Genomic DNA, 17995 nt, shown 5'->3' with positions numbered 1-17995 from the left:
TTTAGTATGGAGTTAAAATCGGCAATGATCGGGAACTTTCAGCTGTCTATATCGTATTATGATGCGTTACAGCTTGCGCCATCAACTTCTTTGACATTATATCGATAAGGAGTTTATTAAATGAAAACAGAAAACAACAATAGCATGAAACCGTTTTTCTCAATGATTCTCACATCCGGCGTACCCAGGCTGGCTTTAAGCGCCGGTTTGACCGCAAGCCTCGTCACGACTTTGGTCGGCTTGTCCATTCCGCTGTTGACAAGGGAAATGGTTGACGGCTTTTCCGCCAATTCGATCAATCTGGCCTTATCGGGAATCCTTGCGCTCGTTTTTATCGTTCAAGCGGTCTGCGACGGGTTTTCGACCTATTTTCTTTCTTACGCCGGGCAGAAAGTGGTCGCTTCCCTGCGGGAGCGCATGTGGTTCAAGCTGCTGCGCCTTCCTGTCCGCTACTTTGACGAAAAGACGAGCGGCGAAACCGTCAGCCGAGTTGTCAATGATACCGGCATTGTTGAAAGCTTGATTTCCGACCATTTTCCGCAGTTTGTTTCCGGAATCATCACCATTGTCGGATCTGTGGTCATTCTGCTGATCATGGATTGGAAAATGACGCTTCTTATGCTGATCTCCGTTCCGATCACGACCTTCATCATGATCCCGCTCGGCATGAAAATGCAGCGCATTTCCAAAACAATGCAGGATGAAACAGCTTCCTTCACCGGACATGTCCAGCAGACATTAAGCGAAATCAGATTGATGAAAGCATCAAACGCCGAGCATACAGAAAAAATGAAAGGGTTATCAGGCATTTCAAAGCTCTTTCAATACGGCCTCAAGGAAGCTCGGATATTCGCGCTCGTCTCCCCGTTCATGCACCTTGTCATTATGATTGTGATCGTCGCCATCATCGGCTACGGCGGCATCCGCGTCTCTGAAGGGACGATGTCGGCAGGCTCGCTGATCGCCTTTTTGCTTTATCTGTTTCAAATCATTTTCCCGATCACATCGTTCACAATGTTTTTCACTCAGCTGCAAAAAGCAAAAGGGGCAACAGAGCGGATCATCGAGATTATGCATTCTGAAGAGGAAGAAGGCCAGGAAGGGCTTGAGATGGACATCTCCAATCTGCCGATACATGTCGAGAATGTAACTTTCACTTACGCCGGTGGCGAGCCGGTCTTACGCGGGGTATCTTTCGACGTCGATCCCGGGCAGATGATTGCGTTTGTCGGTCCGAGCGGCGGCGGAAAAACCACGATGTTCGGCCTCTTGGAACGATTTTACGAACCGGACTCAGGAGCCATTAACATCGGGGAAACACCGATCAGCAAGCTGTCGATGAAATCGTGGCGCAGCCAGATCGGCTACGTATCTCAAGACAGCCCGATGATGTCCGGCACCATCCGTGAGAACTTATGCTACGGCTTGGATCACGCCGACAGCATTGATGATCAAGAACTGTGGAAAGTCGCGGAAATGGCGTATGCCGATACATTTATTAAACAATTCCCTGAGCAGCTTGATACAGAAGTCGGCGAACGCGGCGTCAAGCTGTCCGGCGGACAGAGACAGCGGATCGCCATCGCCCGCGCCTTCCTGCGCGACCCGAAAATTTTAATGATGGACGAAGCGACGGCCAGCCTCGACAGCCAATCAGAAGCCATCGTCCAGCAGGCGCTTGCCCGCCTCATGGAAGGCCGCACCACCTTCGTCATCGCCCACCGGCTATCGACAATCGTGAACGCGGACCAAATTATGTTTATCGAAAAAGGCGAGATTACAGGGCGGGGACGGCACCATGAGCTGATTGCTTCGCATGCGCTGTATCGGGAGTTTGCTGAGCGGCAGTTGACGTGATCTTTTATAAAAGGAGGAGGTCATTCACATGAACTTTCAACTCGAGGAAGCCATCGAAATCCTGGAGCGCACACCACAAACATTGAGTCAGCTGCTGACCGGATTATCAAACCCCTGGATCAGCTGCGATGAAGGCGAAGACACTTGGAACGCCTTTGATGTAGTCGGCCATCTGATTGAGGGAGAAAAAAACAACTGGTTGCCCCGAATCAAAATGATCGTGACAAAAGGAGCAACGGAAACTTTTCCGCCGTTCGACCGCTTCAGCCAGTTGAATCAAAACGACGGGAAAACGATTGAACAGCTGCTTAACGAATTTGCTGAAATCAGACGGGCGAATCTGAAAACATTGCGGCAGATTCTTGATCCTGAAACCGACTTCGAACAAACGGGGATGCACCCGGAGTTTGGAATCGTCAAGCTTAGAGAATAGATCTCAACTTGGGTTGCCCACGATCTCACTCACCTCTCGCAAATCGCAAGAGTGCTGGCGAAGCGGTATCAGGATGATGTCGGACCTTGGAAAGCTTATTTGCGGATTTTAGCTGAGTAAAAAAACATCCGCTCGTTTTACAGCGAGCGGATGCTAGATTTTTCGGCTCAGCGCTGCCTGTCAGGCTCAAAAAAGCAGGTAAGATATGACGAATGAAACCCTTGAATCTTCAACACCAATCAAGGCTATTATGAACTGATTTCTCTTACATGTGCTGCTTTCCGTGAACTGAAGGTCGTCAAAACAACAACAATCGCAATCATAACCCCCAATGCCCCAAACCACGTAATAGAAGCCAGCGACACTTTTTCTACAAAAATCCCTCCGATTCCTGCACCTGCGGCCATGGCGAATTGCATCATCGATTGATTGATGCCGAGCAATACACCTGACAATTCGGGTTCAAGCGTCGCTAAGTGATATTGCTGCGTCGGGCCGGTAGACCATGCGGCGAACGACCATAATATGAGAATCAACAGTACTCCGACATAGGAATGGGTGACAAGCGACAGCAAAATCAGTGCGATGATATGCAGCGCCATCCCGCCAACGAGCGTAAAAGGAACTCCCCATTTATCAGTGCTATATCCGCCAAACTTCGATCCAACCAAGCTGGCGATTCCAAATATAAGCAAAACGCCGCTGAGCAAATTGCCGCTGATCCCTGAAACGGTCAGAAGGTAAGGAGACAGATAAGTATATGCAACGGAATATCCTCCGAGCCAGAAAAAAGTGACCGATAACCCCATCGCTACTTTCCGTTTCTTTAAAAGGGAAAGCTGCTGAAGCAAAGGGACGGGCTTATCGCCTTCAGTATGCGGCAATGTTAAGAATAGAACAATCATTGCGATGAATCCCAATAAAGCAATTCCCCCAAATACAGACTTCCACCCTAATGCTTCTGCCGTCATTCTTCCGAGTGGAACACCTATAATCAAAGAAGCGGTAAACCCCATGACGACTGTAGCAATTGCACTGCCCTGCTTACCCGCCGGTGCGATCTTGGCGGCAATCGTTAAGGCCGTGACCACAACCATGCCTGCCCCCAAAGCCATAACGACACGCGCTGCAACAAACCAACCATAACCAGGCAGGGTAAAAGCCAAAATATTTCCTATCACAAACAAACCGAGAGCATACATCATTAACTTGCGCCTATCCATACTTGCCGTCAACGCCATCAGGACCGGGGTGAAAACAGCATACACCAGTGAAAAGATCGTAATGAGCTGCCCCGCTGCAGCTAAAGTTATCCCGAGTGTGTGGGCGATCTGATCCAAAATACCGGAAATGATGTACTCTGAGGTCCCTACCAAAAAACTGATGATTGCTAAAAGATAAATTTTCCAAGTGCTAAACATTATCGTTCGCTCCTTTATCACATTATACATTTACATATCACGAAATAACGATATGTAAAATTAAAAAATAAACACATCGGAATATGTCGATATGTATGGTGTAAAAATAAACATCATCAAGAGATGTTTATTTTTTAATGCTCATCATATCTCTGTTTTAAGAAAGTCAGCAAGCTTTCCAATGGCCTCTTCGTCTCTTTTGTAGTACGTATACTTTCCGATTCGCTCCGCCTTAATCAGGCCGGCTCTTAAAAGGATCGCGAGATATTGGGAAGCCGTCGATTGCGTCATTTTCAATTTGTCCGTGATTTGGCTGACACACACCCCGATTGTGTTCATATCAATCCCTTCATGGGGCTTAAAATGACGATCAGGCTCCTTCAGCCATTGCAAAATTTGCAGCCTTGATTCATTTGATAAAGCTTTGAAAATTTCAATAGGTTCCATACCAATCATTATATCTTCATATCGCAAATTGTAAATATGTGTTGTGCCCTTTTATTCTTAACATCAAATTCTGGCTGACAATTCACTCCCCAAAGAATAAAAAAATCGTTGCCATTCAAGCAATCTTTGTGTATATTGTACATATTGTGTATATTGTATATAAACAAAAGAGGGTTTAAAATGAAAATTATAATTTCGAATAGTTCAAAGCAACCCATTTATGAACAAATTTACACCCAAATTAAGGATCAAATTCTTGCGAATGAATTGAAACCCGGACAGCCGCTGCCTTCTATGCGCCAATTGGCAAAGGACATGAATGTCAGTCTTATTACGTCAAAGCGCGCTTATGAAGAACTGGAGAAGAATGGGTTCATTTATTCCGTAGTCGGGAAAGGCTCTTTTGTATCAGATCAGAATGACGAAATGATGAAAGAAGGAAAAATGAAAGCCATTGAAGAGCAATTGTCGGCAGCGATAAAAAACAGCAAAGACATAGGCGTTACCCTTACAGAATTAAAAGACTTGCTTACCATTTTATATCAGGAGGAAGAATGATGGACAATGTAATTGAACTCCGGCATGTTCATAAATCGTTCGATGGTTTCCAGCTCAAGGACTTTTCGATGAATGTAAAAAAAGGTTTTATCACCGGATTTATCGGCGGAAATGGCGTGGGAAAATCGACAACGATTAAACTGATCATGAACTTATTGCAGCCTGACAGCGGAACAATTACGGTATTTGGCATGAATTACAAGGAGCATGAGAAAGAAATCAAACAACGTATTGGCTTTGTATTTGATTCCAACATATTTTATGAACATTTAACGTTAGCTGAAATGAAAGATATTGTGAAAAGATCCTATGTCAATTGGGATGAACAAGTATTTAATGATTATGTGAACACATTTAACTTGCCGCTCACAAAAAAAATCAAGACGTTCTCAAAAGGGATGATAATGAAAGCATCATTAACCGTTGCTTTGTCCCATCATGCGGAATTAATTATTATGGATGAACCGACGTCCGGACTCGACCCGATTTTCCGCCGGGAGCTGTTGGAAATCTTGCATCAGCTCATGCAAGATGGGGATAAGACGATCTTTTTTTCGACTCATATTACAACTGATTTAGATAAGATTGCAGATTATATCACGTTCATTGATAAAGGAGAGCACATCTTTACAAAGGACTTTTACGAAATTGAGGAACAATATGCAATTGTAAAAGGCGGAATGGAGTTGTTAGACCGGGAGACCGAACAGGAATTTATAGCGGTTCGAAAATCAACTCATGGATTTGAAGCATTGACTGCGAATAAATCACGAACAGAAAAAATCTTTGGGGACATGGCGTTAATAGAAAAACCGACCCTTGAAGATATTATGTTCTATACGAAGAAAGGAGCCAAAGAACATGTTCAACTTAATTCTTAAAGATATTATCTTGCAGAAAAAAACATTGGCGGCTTCGTTTTTGGTATTATGTGTTTATTTAATGTTAGATATTTCTCCAATCTGGGTTGGGGTTGTATTTAGTATAGTTATATCGATGTATGCCTTTTCAATAGATGAAAAGTCTTCTATACATATGCTTCTCAATTCTTTGCCTTATACACGGAAAGAGATTGTCAGTTCAAAGTATATTGTCGTCGTTCTCTTTACATCTATGGTGGCTGCAGCCATATTTATCGTACACTTCATCATTCACCGGGAATTTACGATCTGGAAAGACATCTTGCTAATGGTTGCCATTGTGATGACAGCTGCTTCATTCATGCTGCCATTCTGTTATAAATTCAAAAGCAACTATCTCGTGATTGCTTCTATTGCTGCATTTGGCTTATATATGCTAACGATTAACTTTCTCGTCCAAAATTTGAACGATCAAATTAGAGAGTTCATTCACATGCTTCTAACCTTACAAAATACTTTTCTCTATCTGATCGTTGCCATATCAATTATTACGCTGTATGGGTGTTCATGGCTTCTGTCGATTCGGATTTATAGAAATAAAGTGTTTTAAATAGGATAGGGCTTTTTTCCATCATTGACACCGCTTCATATTCATCCTCGGATAAAAAAACTGCACCGTCACACTCCTAGTCAGGTTGTTACGGTGCAGCGTTTGATGGGGATGATGAAGACCAAGGCCGTCTTTCAATCGCCTATTCTTCCAGTTCAATAAACGAGTATTTCTCTGGATCGGCCAATACATAAAAAAGTCCGAAGAACATCTTCCACCCACGAACCGGACTTCCGCATCTAAACTTTAACACTTCTCCTTCATCTAAAGTAAACCTCAAAGCTTGGCTTACACACCAATCAATTTTCACTTGGATCTCATGTTCGCCAGGCTCCAAATCAATTCGCAGTCTCCCGCCATCTTTGATTTTTCCAGCCTCGACACCATCAATCAGCACTGTAAATTTTCTCATTTTATTCATAAGCTGCGATGTTCTGTTAACTTCAATGTACGTTTCATTGTTCATGGTTACACTTCCTTAAAAGATAAGTATATATACGAGCATCGTCCAAACCGCCCCGGCATTCCGCTGTGCGCTTCACTTACAATCTAGCGCACTTCGATTTTTGATAAGACTTATTCCTCTTTCAAACATAAAAATACCCCTCCAGATCATCCAATCCAAGAGGGGTACAAACTTTTATTTCAACCGACTCCTACTCCACCGTCACACTCTTCGCCAGGTTCCGTGGCTTATCAACGTCACAGCCGCGGTGCAGCGCTGCGTAGTATGCGATCAGCTGCAGCGGGATGACGGAGACGAGCGGTGCGAGCTCCGGATGCACTTCAGGCAGGACGAAGCGGTCGTCTGCTTCTTCCAGGCCTTTCAGGGAGATCACGCAAGGGTTGGCGCCGCGGGCTGTCACTTCTTTGACGTTTCCGCGGATGCTTAAGTTGACGTGCTCCTGTGTCGCAAGGGCGATGACCGGTGTGCCGTCTTCGATCAATGCGATCGTACCGTGCTTCAATTCGCCGCCGGCGAAGCCTTCAGCTTGAATGTAAGAAATCTCTTTCAGCTTCAGGGATCCTTCGAGGCAGACGAAATAGTCGAGGCCGCGGCCGATGAAAAATGCATTGCGTGTTACGGTCAAGTATTCACGGGCGATCATTTCCATTTCGTCTTTTTGGTCGCAAAGGGCTTCCATCGCGTTTCCGATAATGCCGAGCTCTTTGACAAGATCAAAGCCGAGTTCTTTGCCGCGGCTTTCCGCAGTCACGGCTGCCAAAATTGCGAGAACGGCGATTTGCGCCGTATATGCTTTTGTTGACGCTACCGCGATTTCAGGGCCGGCATTCAGTAAAAGCGTATAGTCCGCTTCACGGGAAAGCGTAGATCCCGGTACGTTGGTCAATGTCAGCGCTTTGTGTCCGAGCTTTTTCACCTGTACGAGAACCGCGCGGCTGTCAGCCGTTTCTCCGCTTTGAGAAATAAAGATAAACAGCGGCTTCTCAGAAAGCAATGGCATATTGTAAGAGAATTCGCTTGCGACATGGACTTCAGCCGGAACTTTCGCCCATGTTTCAATAAATTGCTTGCCGACAAGACCTGCATGGTAGCTAGTTCCGCAGGCGATGATATAGACGCGGTCGGCTTCAGCAACAGCGTTTGAAATGTCTCCAGGAATGGAGAGCTTGCCGTTTTCATCTTGGTACGTCTGAATGATTTTCCGCATGACAAGCGGCTGTTCATCGATTTCTTTTAACATGTAGTGAGGGTATGTGCCTTTTTCGATATCGCTCGCATCAAGCTCTGCAATATATGAGGCACGTGACATCAATTCTCCGTCGAGGTTTTTGATCACGACTTTTTTGTCTGTGACAATCACCATTTCTTTATCCATAAGCTCCACGTATTCGTTTGTCACTTGAAGCATCGCCATCGCATCAGACGCGACAACATTGAAATTGTCTCCAAGGCCAACAAGAAGCGGGCTTTTATTTTTCGCAACATAGATTGTTTCTTTGTTTTCATGATCGAATAATGCAATCGCATAAGAGCCTTTGAGCAGCATGAGCGTTTGGCGGAACGCTTCTTCTGTGTCAAGGCCGTTATTGACGAATTGCTCGATCACTTGAACGACAACCTCTGTATCCGTATCGCTTTTAAGGGTTACATCGTGTAAATATTCGCGCGTCAGTTGAACATAGTTTTCGATGACGCCGTTATGAACAAGTGTAAAACGGCCTGATGCGCTTTGATGCGGATGAGCGTTTAGACGGCTCGGTTCTCCGTGAGTCGCCCAGCGCGTGTGTCCGATTCCCGCTTGTGACTTCACGTTTGCATCAACGGCTGCGCGAAGATCGGCGATCCGTCCTTTTTCTTTAAACACGTGTACGCCGTCTTCGTTCGCTACAGCGATTCCAGCTGAATCGTAGCCGCGATACTCCAGCTTCTCCAAACCTTTAAGTAAAATTTCCTTTGCATCAAGCTGGCCAATATAACCTACAATACCACACATAATTTTCTTCCTCCTAAAGTCGCAGGCAGGAGACGAAGAAAGTCTGCTTGTCAGGCGGGGACTTTCATCGTCCCCTCCTACATGTTTTTTATGGAAGATCATGCAATTTCCCTTTGTTCAAAGAGTCGCCTCTTTGGTTTGAGGAAATCCTTGCGGCTGTGATCTTTGAGGTCAGCCGGGAGGCATCCGCCGAAAATTCGATAAACCTCCATCCTCGTCAACTAAGCTGTTTCATCCGTACGCTTAGTCCGGGCGCTATAACTATAAAAATTTTTCTGCCCTGCCTTTCCTTATAAATTAAACAAGACAAGCTGATTTTACTATACGCTAAAGGAACCGTCAAACATTTTTCAAAATGGTTCACATTTTTTCCAAGATTGAACGGTTCCCTTTATCTTATGTGAAATCAGCATGTCTCGTTCTTCAGTCTTCTGCGGAAAATTACTCTGCTCCCATTTCAGCTTTCACGACATCTGCAATGCGGCCTACGTACTTCTCGCAAAGCTCCTTCGTTTTCGCTTCAGCCATGACACGGACAAGCGGCTCGGTGCCGGATGGGCGCACAAGGATGCGGCCGTCACCGTTCATTTCCTTCTCAACTTCTTCGATGACCGCTTTTACCTTTTCGTTTTCCGTTACTTTATGTTTATCGGTTACTTTCACATTCAAGAGGAGCTGCGGAAACTTCTGCATCTCTGCCGCAAGCTCAGACAGCGGCTTGCCTGTCATTTTAATCGTGTTCATCAGCATGATCGCAGAAAGCAGTCCGTCGCCTGTCGTATTGTAATCAAGGAAAATCAGGTGTCCCGACTGTTCTCCGCCGAGGGTAAATCCGCCCTTTTTCATCGCCTCCACTACATAGCGGTCGCCGACCGCTGTCTGAACGCTTTTAATGCCTTCCGCTTCAAGCGCTTTGTAGAAACCGAGGTTGCTCATCACCGTGGAGACAACGGTATTGTCCGTCAGGCGCCCCTCGCTCTTCAAGTACTTCGCGCATATGTACATGATTTGATCGCCGTCTACGATATTCCCTTTTTCGTCGACAGCGATTAAGCGGTCGCCATCCCCGTCAAACGCCATGCCGACGTCAGCTCCCTTTTCCTTCACAAATTCTGCCAGGGCTTCAGGGTGGGTTGATCCGACTCCGTCATTGATGTTTAATCCGTTCGGAGAAGTCCCCATCGTCGATACATCTGCGTCAAGATCGGCAAACAGGTGGGTCGCCAGCGAAGATGTCGCCCCGTGCGCACAGTCAAGCGCGACATGAATGCCTGTGAAGTCTTCATCAGCAGACTGCTTAAGAAACTGCAAATATTTCTGTCCGCCTTCAAAGTAGTCGTTCACCATGCCCAGATCAGCGCCTACAGGCCTTGGCAGGTGATCTTCCGGCTGATCCATCAGACGCTCGATTTCAAGCTCCTGTTCATCGGAAAGCTTAAAGCCGTCGCCGCCGAAAAACTTAATTCCGTTGTCCTGGACAGGGTTGTGGGAAGCGGAAATCATCACACCCGCCTCCGCGTCCATAGCCTTCGTCAAATATGCGACTCCGGGCGTCGAAATCACGCCGAGACGCATGACTTCTGCTCCTATCGAAAGAAGGCCTGCTACAAGGGCCCCTTCCAGCATATGCCCTGAAATGCGCGTGTCACGGCCGATCAGAACCTTGGGACGCTCCTTATCTTTTGTTAGGACATATCCGCCAAAGCGTCCGACTTTAAAGGCCAGCTCAGGTGTAAGTTCACTGTTTGCCACGCCTCTTACACCGTCTGTACCAAAATACTTGCCCATTAATATCGCTCCTTTTTGATTCATGAAGGTTGTGAATCCTTTTCAGAATGATTCTCTTCTTCTTCATCCTGACCATTGTTTTTTTCGTTTTGGGTTGTTTGAGATGAGATTTTCACTCGAATGCTTTGCCGCGGCAGCGACCATGTCATGTTCTGCGGACCGTTTACTTCCAGCTTTACATTGTGCTCGCCGTCATCAAGATCCGCCACATTGACATAGAGCTCGACGTCGGAAGGCTGGAGTTTTTCGATCGCGGCTGTCGAGCCCTTTGCCGTGATATCCAGCTTGCCTGACTTCGGATCGAGAAATTCAAGATCCCGGCTGTCATTCAGCCCCGCGGTTTTAATTGAAACGTTTTTCAGTTTTTTCTCTTCTTCCTTGTCAACTTTCACCTGGATTTTAACTTTTTCGGGTGACACCTTTTTAGCGCCGTCCGGCACTTTAATGCCGGCTTCCAATTCAGTATCATCCTTTATTTTACTTAAATCAATCTCGTCGGCCTCGACAAATTCTAACGAATCAAGAACATTTTGCGGCCCGTAGACGGTCACCTCTCCCGGACTTATATCGAGGCTGGAAATGCTGATGCCGTCCGGAAGGCTGCCTTTCCGGTCAACTTTGACCGGAATCTTTTTGCTCGGGCTCGTCACCGGAACGGTGATTTTAACGACGGAAGGGCTGACTTCAACCGGCAGGACATTTCCGTCCTTGTCGTATACTGTAAGCTTGGCTTCTTTTTCAACCGTCTGGTCGACGCCCTCTAAATTGATCGTCGCCTTGATGTTCTGGATTCTGTCGATCACGGCTTTTGAGCCGGTGACGCTGACGTTTTTCGGGTTGATGATCGGCAGCTCCGGCGTGTAGCCGTCTTTCATTTTGTTTTTATTATAAAAATCAACCTCGACCGGGAATTCCTTCGTCGTTTTTTCTTCGATCGTCACGGTTGTCACCGATGGATTGATGGTCAGAGTGAGGCCGTCGGCAACATTTCTGGCCTTCAGCTCGACTTTATGCCTGCCTGTTTTCAGGTTTTGCATGTCGGCATAAATCTCAAAATCCTTCACTTGTCTGACCTTCTTGACGGTTCCAGTCGGGCCTTTAATCGTGACATTCACCGTCTGCGGCACGCCTGTTACGACGTAGTTTTCATCATCATAAAACGATTTGACCGGTATATCGGTGAGCGTCGCTTCGTCTGTTGTCGATGTCGGGAAAAACGATTCACCTGGTTTCTTCGGAGTCGGCGCCTGAGCGCTGTGGACCGCAAAGTAAAGAAGAAACGCGAACAATAACGCGACAACTTTGACAGCCCAGGGATTGTTTAAGAACTTATCCATTTTTCTTCGCCCTCCAATACCAGCGATTTGAGGAAGTTTCCCGCGAATTTTTCTTAAATTCCGCTTCAAGCATATTTTTCAATGCCTCTTCCGATAAATCACGGTGAAGGTCTCCGTTTTTGGCGACGCTGATGCCGCCCGTCTCTTCGGATACAACAACCGTCAGACTGTCGGTCACTTCACTGATTCCCACTGCTGCTCTGTGCCTCGTTCCAAGCTCTTTTGAAATAAAAGGGCTTTCAGAAAGCGGAAGGTAGCAGGCAGCTGCAGCAACCTCATCGTTTTTCATAATCACGGCTCCGTCATGAAGCGGAGTGTTCGGAATAAAGATGTTGATCAATAGCTCAGAGCTGACCTTTGCATTCAAAGGGATCCCCGTTTCTATGTAATCGCCCATTCCCGTCTCCCGTTCAATTGTCAGAAGCGCGCCAATCCGGCGTTTCGCCATATATTTAATCGCTTTTGTAATCGCATCAATCGTTTTCTGCTGCTGCTCTTCCTCAGGTGTTCCGCTCCTCGAAAAAAAGCGCCCCCGCCCCAGCTGTTCCAGCGCTCTCCTCAATTCAGGCTGGAAGATGATAATAATCGCCAGGAACCCCCATGTGATCGCCTGGTCAACCAGCCACTGCAGGGTGCTTAATCCTAAATATTGACTGGCCAGCCTGACGAGAACAATGACCACGATTCCCTTTAAAAGCTGAACCGCCTTTGTCCCGCGGATGACCATCATTAATTTATATATTACGTACCAAACAAGGAGAATATCAACGGCATCGCCGAGGTACTGCAAGAAAGGGATATCCTCAAAAGCCATTTCCTCGTCCTCCAAGAATTCAGTCATTAGTAAGGTTAATATGTTTCAAAATGGTATGATCTATTATTTTTATATATACAGGGGCTATTATAGCACAAATTGATTTTCCAAGTGAAATGGCGGCCCCTCATAAAAAAAGAGCAAAGCTCATTCGCCCGCTTTGCTCTACTCTTTAGACTCCTTCACACCAAAAACCGATTTTCCGGTCGATTTGATCTTATACCAGATCCAGTCGAACACCTCGTTGATCTCATGGATCTGACCGGTGACTTGTCCTGCTGAAGCCGTATATTTTTCACCGTTTACAATCGTGACATCGCCGTCGACTTTGCCCTCTATAATCAGCTTTCCGTTTTTCACGGTCACATCGCCTTTGACAACTTCGCCTTCAGGCACGATGACCGTGTTGTTTTTCACCACAAGATTAGGCTGGCTGGATACGCTGAAATCGTGATCGTTTTTCCAGCTGGAGAAAAAGCTGCCGCCCATCAAAATTGCAAATAAAGCCGCCGCCACTAAAAACGGATGGGCTTTAAGCCACCTGTTGATCGATGCCGTCCGCTTTTCTTTCGGCAGATTCGCCAGCACATTGGCTGTAAAGTTCGCCGGAGCTGTAAGATGCGACGTGCTCTGGACAAGAGCGATGGATTTTTCCATTTCATGAAGGTGCTTTTTGCAGCCTTCGCATGATTGGAGGTGCTCTTTTAAACGCGTTTCATCTTCCGGAAGTATGTCTCCGTCAAGGTATTTATGCATAAGCTGAACAATATGCTCCGGACAGCTCATTTCATCACCCCACTTAAAGATCCCTTAATTGTTTTCTGAGAGCCTCTCTGCCCCTGTGTATCCTCGTTTTCACCGTACCTACGGGAATATTGAGGATTTCACTGATCTCAATGAGTGAAAGCTCATCAATGTACTTTAATACGATGACCGTCCTGTATTTATCGGGAAGCCTTAAGATTTTTTCCTGGATGGTGCTGTGCAGCTCCAAAGAAACCACTTCATCCTCTGGAAGCGCAACATCCGCCGCAACCTGGGAATACATTGTCAGTCCTTCAGTCCCTGCCACCTCTGCATCCAAGTAATAGTCCGGCTTTTTTTTACGGATACGATCGATGGTCAAATTGGTTGCGATTCGATAAAGCCATGTGGAAAATTTCCGGTTGATATCAAAACTGTCGATATTCACGTATGCTCTGATAAACGCTTCCTGCGCAATATCTTCCGCCTCATGCGCATTGCCGAGCATACGGTAGCAAAGCTGATAAATTTTGTCTTTGTAAATATCCACGATGTCTGCAAATGCGTTACGATCGCCTTTTTTCACCTGTTTGATTCTTTTTTTAATCATTGTTTCCATATTTATCTAACCTCTGCCTTCACCGGTCTTTATGTATACGAATTGGTTTTTATAAGGTTTCATTAAATTCATAAAAATAGTTTATCAAATTTTTGGCAGGGTGTAGATGCTTTGACAGGGTTCATGCGCTTAATATTAGCTTAAAATTATTATACATCATAAATATTATGAAGTTGAGACTTCTATCATAAAAAAGAGCAGCCTGAAGCCGCTCTTCAACTGCACCTAAAGCAGCTTTTCGCCAAACAGCGATCCCATTAAGGCTACAGCCGCTTCCGCCGTCCTGTTTTTCTCATCCAATATCGGGTTTACTTCGACAAACTCGGCGGACGTAATCAGCTTCGATTCCTCAAGCATTTCCATAGCCAGATGGCTTTCCCTGTAGCTGATGCCTCCTGCTACCGGAGTTCCGACACCCGGTGCATCGTTCGGATCAAGCGCGTCCAAATCGAGTGACAGATGGACACCGTCCGTCCTGCCTCGCAAATAGTCTATCGTTTCTTCCATCACCCTTGTCATGCCGAGGCGGTCGATTTCATGCATCGTATATACTTTGATCCCTTTGTCGCGAATCAATTCTTTTTCCCCGTCATCAAGTGACCTCGCACCGATGATGACGATGTTCTCCGCTTTAATTTTAGCTTCTTTTCCATAGATGGCGGTCAGCCCTTCGTGGCCGATTCCCAGGCTGATGGCGAGCGGCATGCCGTGAATGTTGCCTGAGGGAGACGTTTCTTTTGTATTTAAATCGGCATGGGCGTCATACCAGATCACACCCAGGTTTTGATAATGCTTCGCAAGGCCGGCAAGCGTTCCGATCGCAATGCTGTGGTCACCGCCCAGCACGAGCGGAAAAGCGCCAGAAGCTACGATATTATCGACAGTCTCAGCAAGTTTTACACTCGCTTTTGTAATCGCTTTCAAATTTCTTAGCTCTTCAGATGCCGGCTCCCCGCCTTCTTTCTCATCCTCTCTTTGCCCGATCGTCATATCGCCGAGGTCTTCAATATCCTGACAAAGACATTCCAGCCGTTCATTAACACCTGCACAGCGAATCGCGCTCGGTCCCATATCGACTCCCCGCCTCAGCTGTCCAAGATCCATCGGCACGCCGATCATTGAAATCTGCTGTTTTAACATATGATATCCCCCTTTCAGACCTTCATTGTACCTTCCGATTCGGAATTGACTCAACAAGACATTTTTTTGAATAGTTATACAAAAAAGACAAAATAAAAAGGACATCCGAACAGGATGTCCAAAAACTGGGCTAGCTGGATTCGAACCAGCGCATGACGGAGTCAAAGTCCGTTGCCTTACCGCTTGGCTATAGCCCAATAATGGTGGAGGGGGACGGATTCGAACCGCCGAACCCTGAGGGAGCGGATTTACAGTCCGCCGCGTTTAGCCACTTCGCTACCCCTCCAAAAACAGTGCCGGCCAGAGGACTTGAACCCCCAACCTACTGATTACAAGTCAGTTGCTCTACCAATTGAGCTAGACCGGCATGATACGGTATCTTATGCAGTTACCGGCGCGGTTGTGTCTAAAACCGCTTCGAAAAATGGTGGAGGATGACGGGATCGAACCGCCGACCCTCTGCTTGTAAGGCAGATGCTCTCCCAGCTGAGCTAATCCTCCGAAGTACAGGACGTACAAGTGCATGCGTTGCAACAGGACGTTGCGCTTTTAGCATGCCTTCCTTGCCTTTGAAGTACAAGTGCGCGTTGCAACAGAATGTTGCTCCCTTTAGCATGCCTTCCTTTTCCCAGCGTGCCGTCCAAAAAAGAATGGTGACCCGTACGGGATTCGAACCCGTGTTACCGCCGTGAAAGGGCGGTGTCTTAACCACTTGACCAACGGGCCATCACCGTGTTTCAAGCAGCTCTCGTAAAGCTGACAAAAGTTATTATATACAGGTTCCTCCCCATTTGTAAAGAGGTAAATTAAAATTTTTATTTTCAAATTTTTTATTCATAGAGATTGAGAAAAGCGCGGAAATTTTGTTTAAAATAGGGCTATCTGATGTGCAAGAGAGGGGACCGAATAATGATACTGGTAAGTTCATGTCTGGCCGGAGTGGAATGCCGCTATAACGGTTCGCACAGCTATGTCGAAAAAATCAATAAGCTCGTTGAAGAAAAAAAAGCGGTGATGGCTTGTCCCGAGCTGCTCGGCGGATTTCAAACACCAAGGGAACCGGCCGAAATTATAGGCGGGACGGGAGAAGACGTTTTAGACGGCAAAGCGGTGATCAAGACACAATCGGGAAATGACGTAACAGACCTATATATAAAAGGGGCATATCAAACATTGGAGATGGCAAGGCAAATCAAGGCTGATACGATCGTGCTGAAGGAAAACAGCCCGTCTTGCGGCAGCAGCCATATATACGATGGAAGTTTCTCAAGCAAAAAAATAGCCGGCAACGGCCTTACGTCGGCACTTCTGAAAAAAGAAGGCTTCCGTGTGATTTCCGAACATCAAATAGACGAGCTGTAGTACCAGGACATAAGCGCAGTTCATCTGCGCTTCAGACCGTTGACAAAACAGGTCGGATTTTAAAAATCCGACCTGTTTTTGTCCATTTTATTCTATTATTTCGATCAGAAGGCTGGCGGTTAGGACCTTTCCAGGTCCAATTCGCCAGCTTTTTCAGATTCATGGCAGCGAAAACAAGCATCGCCTGCATGGACAATTTTTTCTTTCCCCGTAAGGTTGTCCAGCGCAAGCCATGCTTATGTTTTAAATCGGCAAAAACTCGTTCGATCGTCTCTTTACGTTTGGCATAGATTTGTTTATTCTCTTCCGTATGCCGAAGATGATCAGCTTCGTCTAAATGATCCTGCCAGATATGTCTGTGAATCATCTTTCGATGATCTCTACTTTCTGTACACGTATGTAGTAATGGACATTGTTTACATCGATTTGGATCTGAAGCATACTCTCGATAACCTTGCCGATTGGTTGTGCGATAGGAGAGAATATGGTCTTGCGGGCAGATATAGACATCATAAAATTCATCGTAAACATACTCGTGTTTTCTCATGAATCCTTTTTTGGTTTGCGGACGCGTGTAAGGCATAACAGGGCGAACGTTTTCTTCATGAAGAAATTTTGCGATAACCGGTGTTTTGTATCCGGCATCAACTGCGACCGTATGAGGCTTGGCGACGCGCTCTTTCACTTGTTGAAACAGGGTCGTGAACACTTGGCTGTCATGAATATTGGCAGGCTCAACAACCGTCCCCAGCACAAATCCGTTCCGGTCACAAGCTGTATGAAAACCATAAGCAAAAAGGCGTTCCCGTTCACCCTTTACAAAATAGCCGCTCTCAGGATCTGTTGTACTTTCTTTTATTTCTCGTTCTTCTGAGCATTGCCTGGGCTTTAAGGGCTTTTTGCCGTTGGCTTCGCGATCGGCATTAATTTCTTGATCTAACTGTTCCTGATAAGCTCTTGTTTCTTTTCTTACGATCTTTTTCACAAACTTTTTCTTATTGGCATTCGCTTTGACATGTGTGCTGTCGATGAAGGCAACCGAAGGATCGACGAGGCCGAGATCCATGGCCTGACGTAAAATCCTATAGAAGATTGTTTCAAATAGGTCTGTGTCATGAAAGCGACGTTCATAGTTTTTACTGAAGGTTGAAAAGTGAGGGATTTTTTCAGAGAATCCATATCCAATAAACCAGCGATAGGCTACATCAGTTTCGATTCGCTTAATGGTTTCGCGCATGGAGCGATGACCAAACACGTATTGAATGAGCACCATTTTAATCAGTACAACAGGATCAATACTTGGACGCCCTTTTGAAGAATAAAGAGGGGCAACTTTTTGATAAATAAATGAAAAATCAATGGCTTCTTCCATCTTCCTGACCAAATGGTCTTCAGGTACAAGCTCACTTAAGGCAACGACTTCAAGCTGTTCACGCTGATCTTTAGAGTGTTTGGTCAACATGGTAAAACCTCCAAAAATTAGATTCCACACACATTTTAACAAAAAAAGCTTGTCGATCAAGCCACTTTTTTGTGACTTTGTCGA

The 17995-nt window shown here is 45.9% G+C and carries 17 protein-coding genes and 5 tRNA genes; 6 read left to right on the top strand and 16 right to left on the bottom strand.

Going from position 1 to position 17995, the window contains the following annotated elements; all coding sequences use genetic code 11:
• Positions 1-120: 120 nt before the first annotated feature.
• Positions 121-1857, top strand: a complete 1737-nt coding sequence (locus tag MKY62_RS01140; RefSeq protein ID WP_003178468.1) for an ABC transporter ATP-binding protein — start codon at positions 121-123, stop codon at positions 1855-1857.
• 28 nt (positions 1858-1885) lie between these two features.
• Complete coding sequence (locus tag MKY62_RS01135; protein ID WP_003178466.1) at positions 1886-2290, top strand: DinB family protein; 405 nt, start codon at positions 1886-1888, stop codon at positions 2288-2290.
• 248 nt (positions 2291-2538) lie between these two features.
• On the opposite strand, the gene MKY62_RS01130 is transcribed toward MKY62_RS01135, so the two are convergent.
• Both MKY62_RS01130 and MKY62_RS01125 read right to left on the bottom strand, forming a co-directional pair.
• On the bottom strand, positions 2539-3711 hold the full coding sequence (locus MKY62_RS01130) for an MFS transporter (RefSeq protein ID WP_003178463.1): 1173 nt from the start codon (positions 3709-3711) through the stop codon (positions 2539-2541).
• Positions 3712-3855: 144 nt separating this feature from the next.
• Complete coding sequence (locus tag MKY62_RS01125) at positions 3856-4158, bottom strand: metalloregulator ArsR/SmtB family transcription factor (RefSeq protein ID WP_003178460.1); 303 nt, start codon at positions 4156-4158, stop codon at positions 3856-3858.
• 180 nt (positions 4159-4338) lie between these two features.
• On the opposite strand from MKY62_RS01125, the gene MKY62_RS01120 reads away from it, so the two are divergent.
• The 3 genes from MKY62_RS01120 to MKY62_RS01110 are packed head-to-tail and all read left to right on the top strand — an operon-like array spanning position 4339 to position 6186.
• Positions 4339-4716 (top strand): GntR family transcriptional regulator, encoded by a 378-nt coding sequence (locus MKY62_RS01120; protein WP_003178459.1) that lies wholly within the window; start codon positions 4339-4341, stop codon positions 4714-4716.
• Positions 4716-5597, top strand: coding sequence for an ABC transporter ATP-binding protein (locus MKY62_RS01115; RefSeq protein ID WP_025805337.1), 882 nt, complete (start codon positions 4716-4718; stop codon positions 5595-5597). The genes MKY62_RS01120 and MKY62_RS01115 overlap by 1 nt, the downstream gene beginning before the upstream one ends.
• Positions 5578-6186 carry an ABC-2 transporter permease gene (locus MKY62_RS01110; RefSeq protein ID WP_003178454.1) on the top strand — a complete coding sequence of 203 codons (609 nt, stop codon included), beginning with the start codon at positions 5578-5580 and terminating at the stop codon, positions 6184-6186. The genes MKY62_RS01115 and MKY62_RS01110 overlap by 20 nt, the downstream gene beginning before the upstream one ends.
• Before the next feature lie 142 nt (positions 6187-6328).
• Here the strand turns inward: MKY62_RS01110 and MKY62_RS01105 are convergent, their stop codons facing one another.
• The 13 genes from MKY62_RS01105 to MKY62_RS01045 form a co-directional block, all read right to left on the bottom strand.
• Positions 6329-6652 (bottom strand): hypothetical protein, encoded by a 324-nt coding sequence (locus MKY62_RS01105; RefSeq protein ID WP_003178452.1) that lies wholly within the window; start codon positions 6650-6652, stop codon positions 6329-6331.
• A 190-nt stretch (positions 6653-6842) separates the two neighbouring features.
• On the bottom strand, positions 6843-8645 hold the full coding sequence (gene glmS, locus MKY62_RS01100) for a glutamine--fructose-6-phosphate transaminase (isomerizing) (RefSeq protein WP_003178449.1): 1803 nt from the start codon (positions 8643-8645) through the stop codon (positions 6843-6845).
• 441 nt (positions 8646-9086) lie between these two features.
• Positions 9087-10433: a phosphoglucosamine mutase gene (gene glmM, locus MKY62_RS01095; RefSeq protein ID WP_011197484.1), complete on the bottom strand. Its 1347-nt coding sequence runs from the start codon at positions 10431-10433 to the stop codon at positions 9087-9089.
• 20 nt (positions 10434-10453) lie between these two features.
• Positions 10454-11770, bottom strand: coding sequence for a YbbR-like domain-containing protein (locus MKY62_RS01090; RefSeq protein ID WP_003178444.1), 1317 nt, complete (start codon positions 11768-11770; stop codon positions 10454-10456).
• Positions 11763-12584 (bottom strand): diadenylate cyclase CdaA, encoded by an 822-nt coding sequence (cdaA, locus tag MKY62_RS01085; protein ID WP_003178443.1) that lies wholly within the window; start codon positions 12582-12584, stop codon positions 11763-11765. Before cdaA ends, MKY62_RS01090 begins: the two co-directional genes overlap by 8 nt.
• 165 nt (positions 12585-12749) lie before the next feature.
• A complete protein-coding gene (rsiW, locus tag MKY62_RS01080; RefSeq protein ID WP_003178441.1) occupies positions 12750-13370 on the bottom strand; it encodes an anti-sigma-W factor RsiW in 621 nt (206 codons plus the stop codon).
• 13 nt (positions 13371-13383) lie between these two features.
• Positions 13384-13947 carry an RNA polymerase sigma factor SigW gene (sigW, locus tag MKY62_RS01075; protein ID WP_003178438.1) on the bottom strand — a complete coding sequence of 188 codons (564 nt, stop codon included), beginning with the start codon at positions 13945-13947 and terminating at the stop codon, positions 13384-13386.
• 225 nt (positions 13948-14172) lie between these two features.
• The gene (rocF, locus tag MKY62_RS01070) at positions 14173-15087 is read right to left on the bottom strand and encodes an arginase (RefSeq protein WP_003178436.1); all 915 of its coding nucleotides are present in this window, start codon (positions 15085-15087) and stop codon (positions 14173-14175) included.
• Positions 15088-15212: 125 nt separating this feature from the next.
• A tRNA-Gln gene (locus tag MKY62_RS01065) sits at positions 15213-15284 on the bottom strand.
• 4 nt (positions 15285-15288) lie between these two features.
• A tRNA-Tyr gene (locus MKY62_RS01060) sits at positions 15289-15373 on the bottom strand.
• Positions 15374-15381: 8 nt separating this feature from the next.
• Positions 15382-15454 (bottom strand) — tRNA-Thr (locus MKY62_RS01055).
• 58 nt (positions 15455-15512) lie between these two features.
• Positions 15513-15588, bottom strand: a tRNA-Val gene (locus tag MKY62_RS01050).
• A gap of 150 nt (positions 15589-15738) precedes the next feature.
• Positions 15739-15813: transfer RNA gene (locus MKY62_RS01045), tRNA-Glu, on the bottom strand.
• 183 nt (positions 15814-15996) lie between these two features.
• Between MKY62_RS01045 and MKY62_RS01040 the strand changes: the two genes are divergently transcribed.
• Entirely contained in the window at positions 15997-16449 is a 453-nt protein-coding gene (locus MKY62_RS01040) for a DUF523 domain-containing protein (protein WP_003178435.1), read from the top strand.
• A gap of 31 nt (positions 16450-16480) precedes the next feature.
• Here the strand turns inward: MKY62_RS01040 and MKY62_RS01035 are convergent, their stop codons facing one another.
• The gene (locus tag MKY62_RS01035; RefSeq protein WP_016886315.1) at positions 16481-17911 is read right to left on the bottom strand and encodes an IS1182 family transposase; all 1431 of its coding nucleotides are present in this window, start codon (positions 17909-17911) and stop codon (positions 16481-16483) included.
• Positions 17912-17995: the final 84 nt, after the last annotated feature.

The organism is Bacillus sp. FSL R7-0646, from assembly GCF_037969865.1.
In the GTDB taxonomy this organism is placed as follows: Bacteria; Bacillota; Bacilli; order Bacillales; family Bacillaceae; genus Bacillus; species Bacillus licheniformis.
Note: the sequence above shows the minus strand (reverse complement) of the source record. Positions and strands in the feature narration are given on the sequence as shown.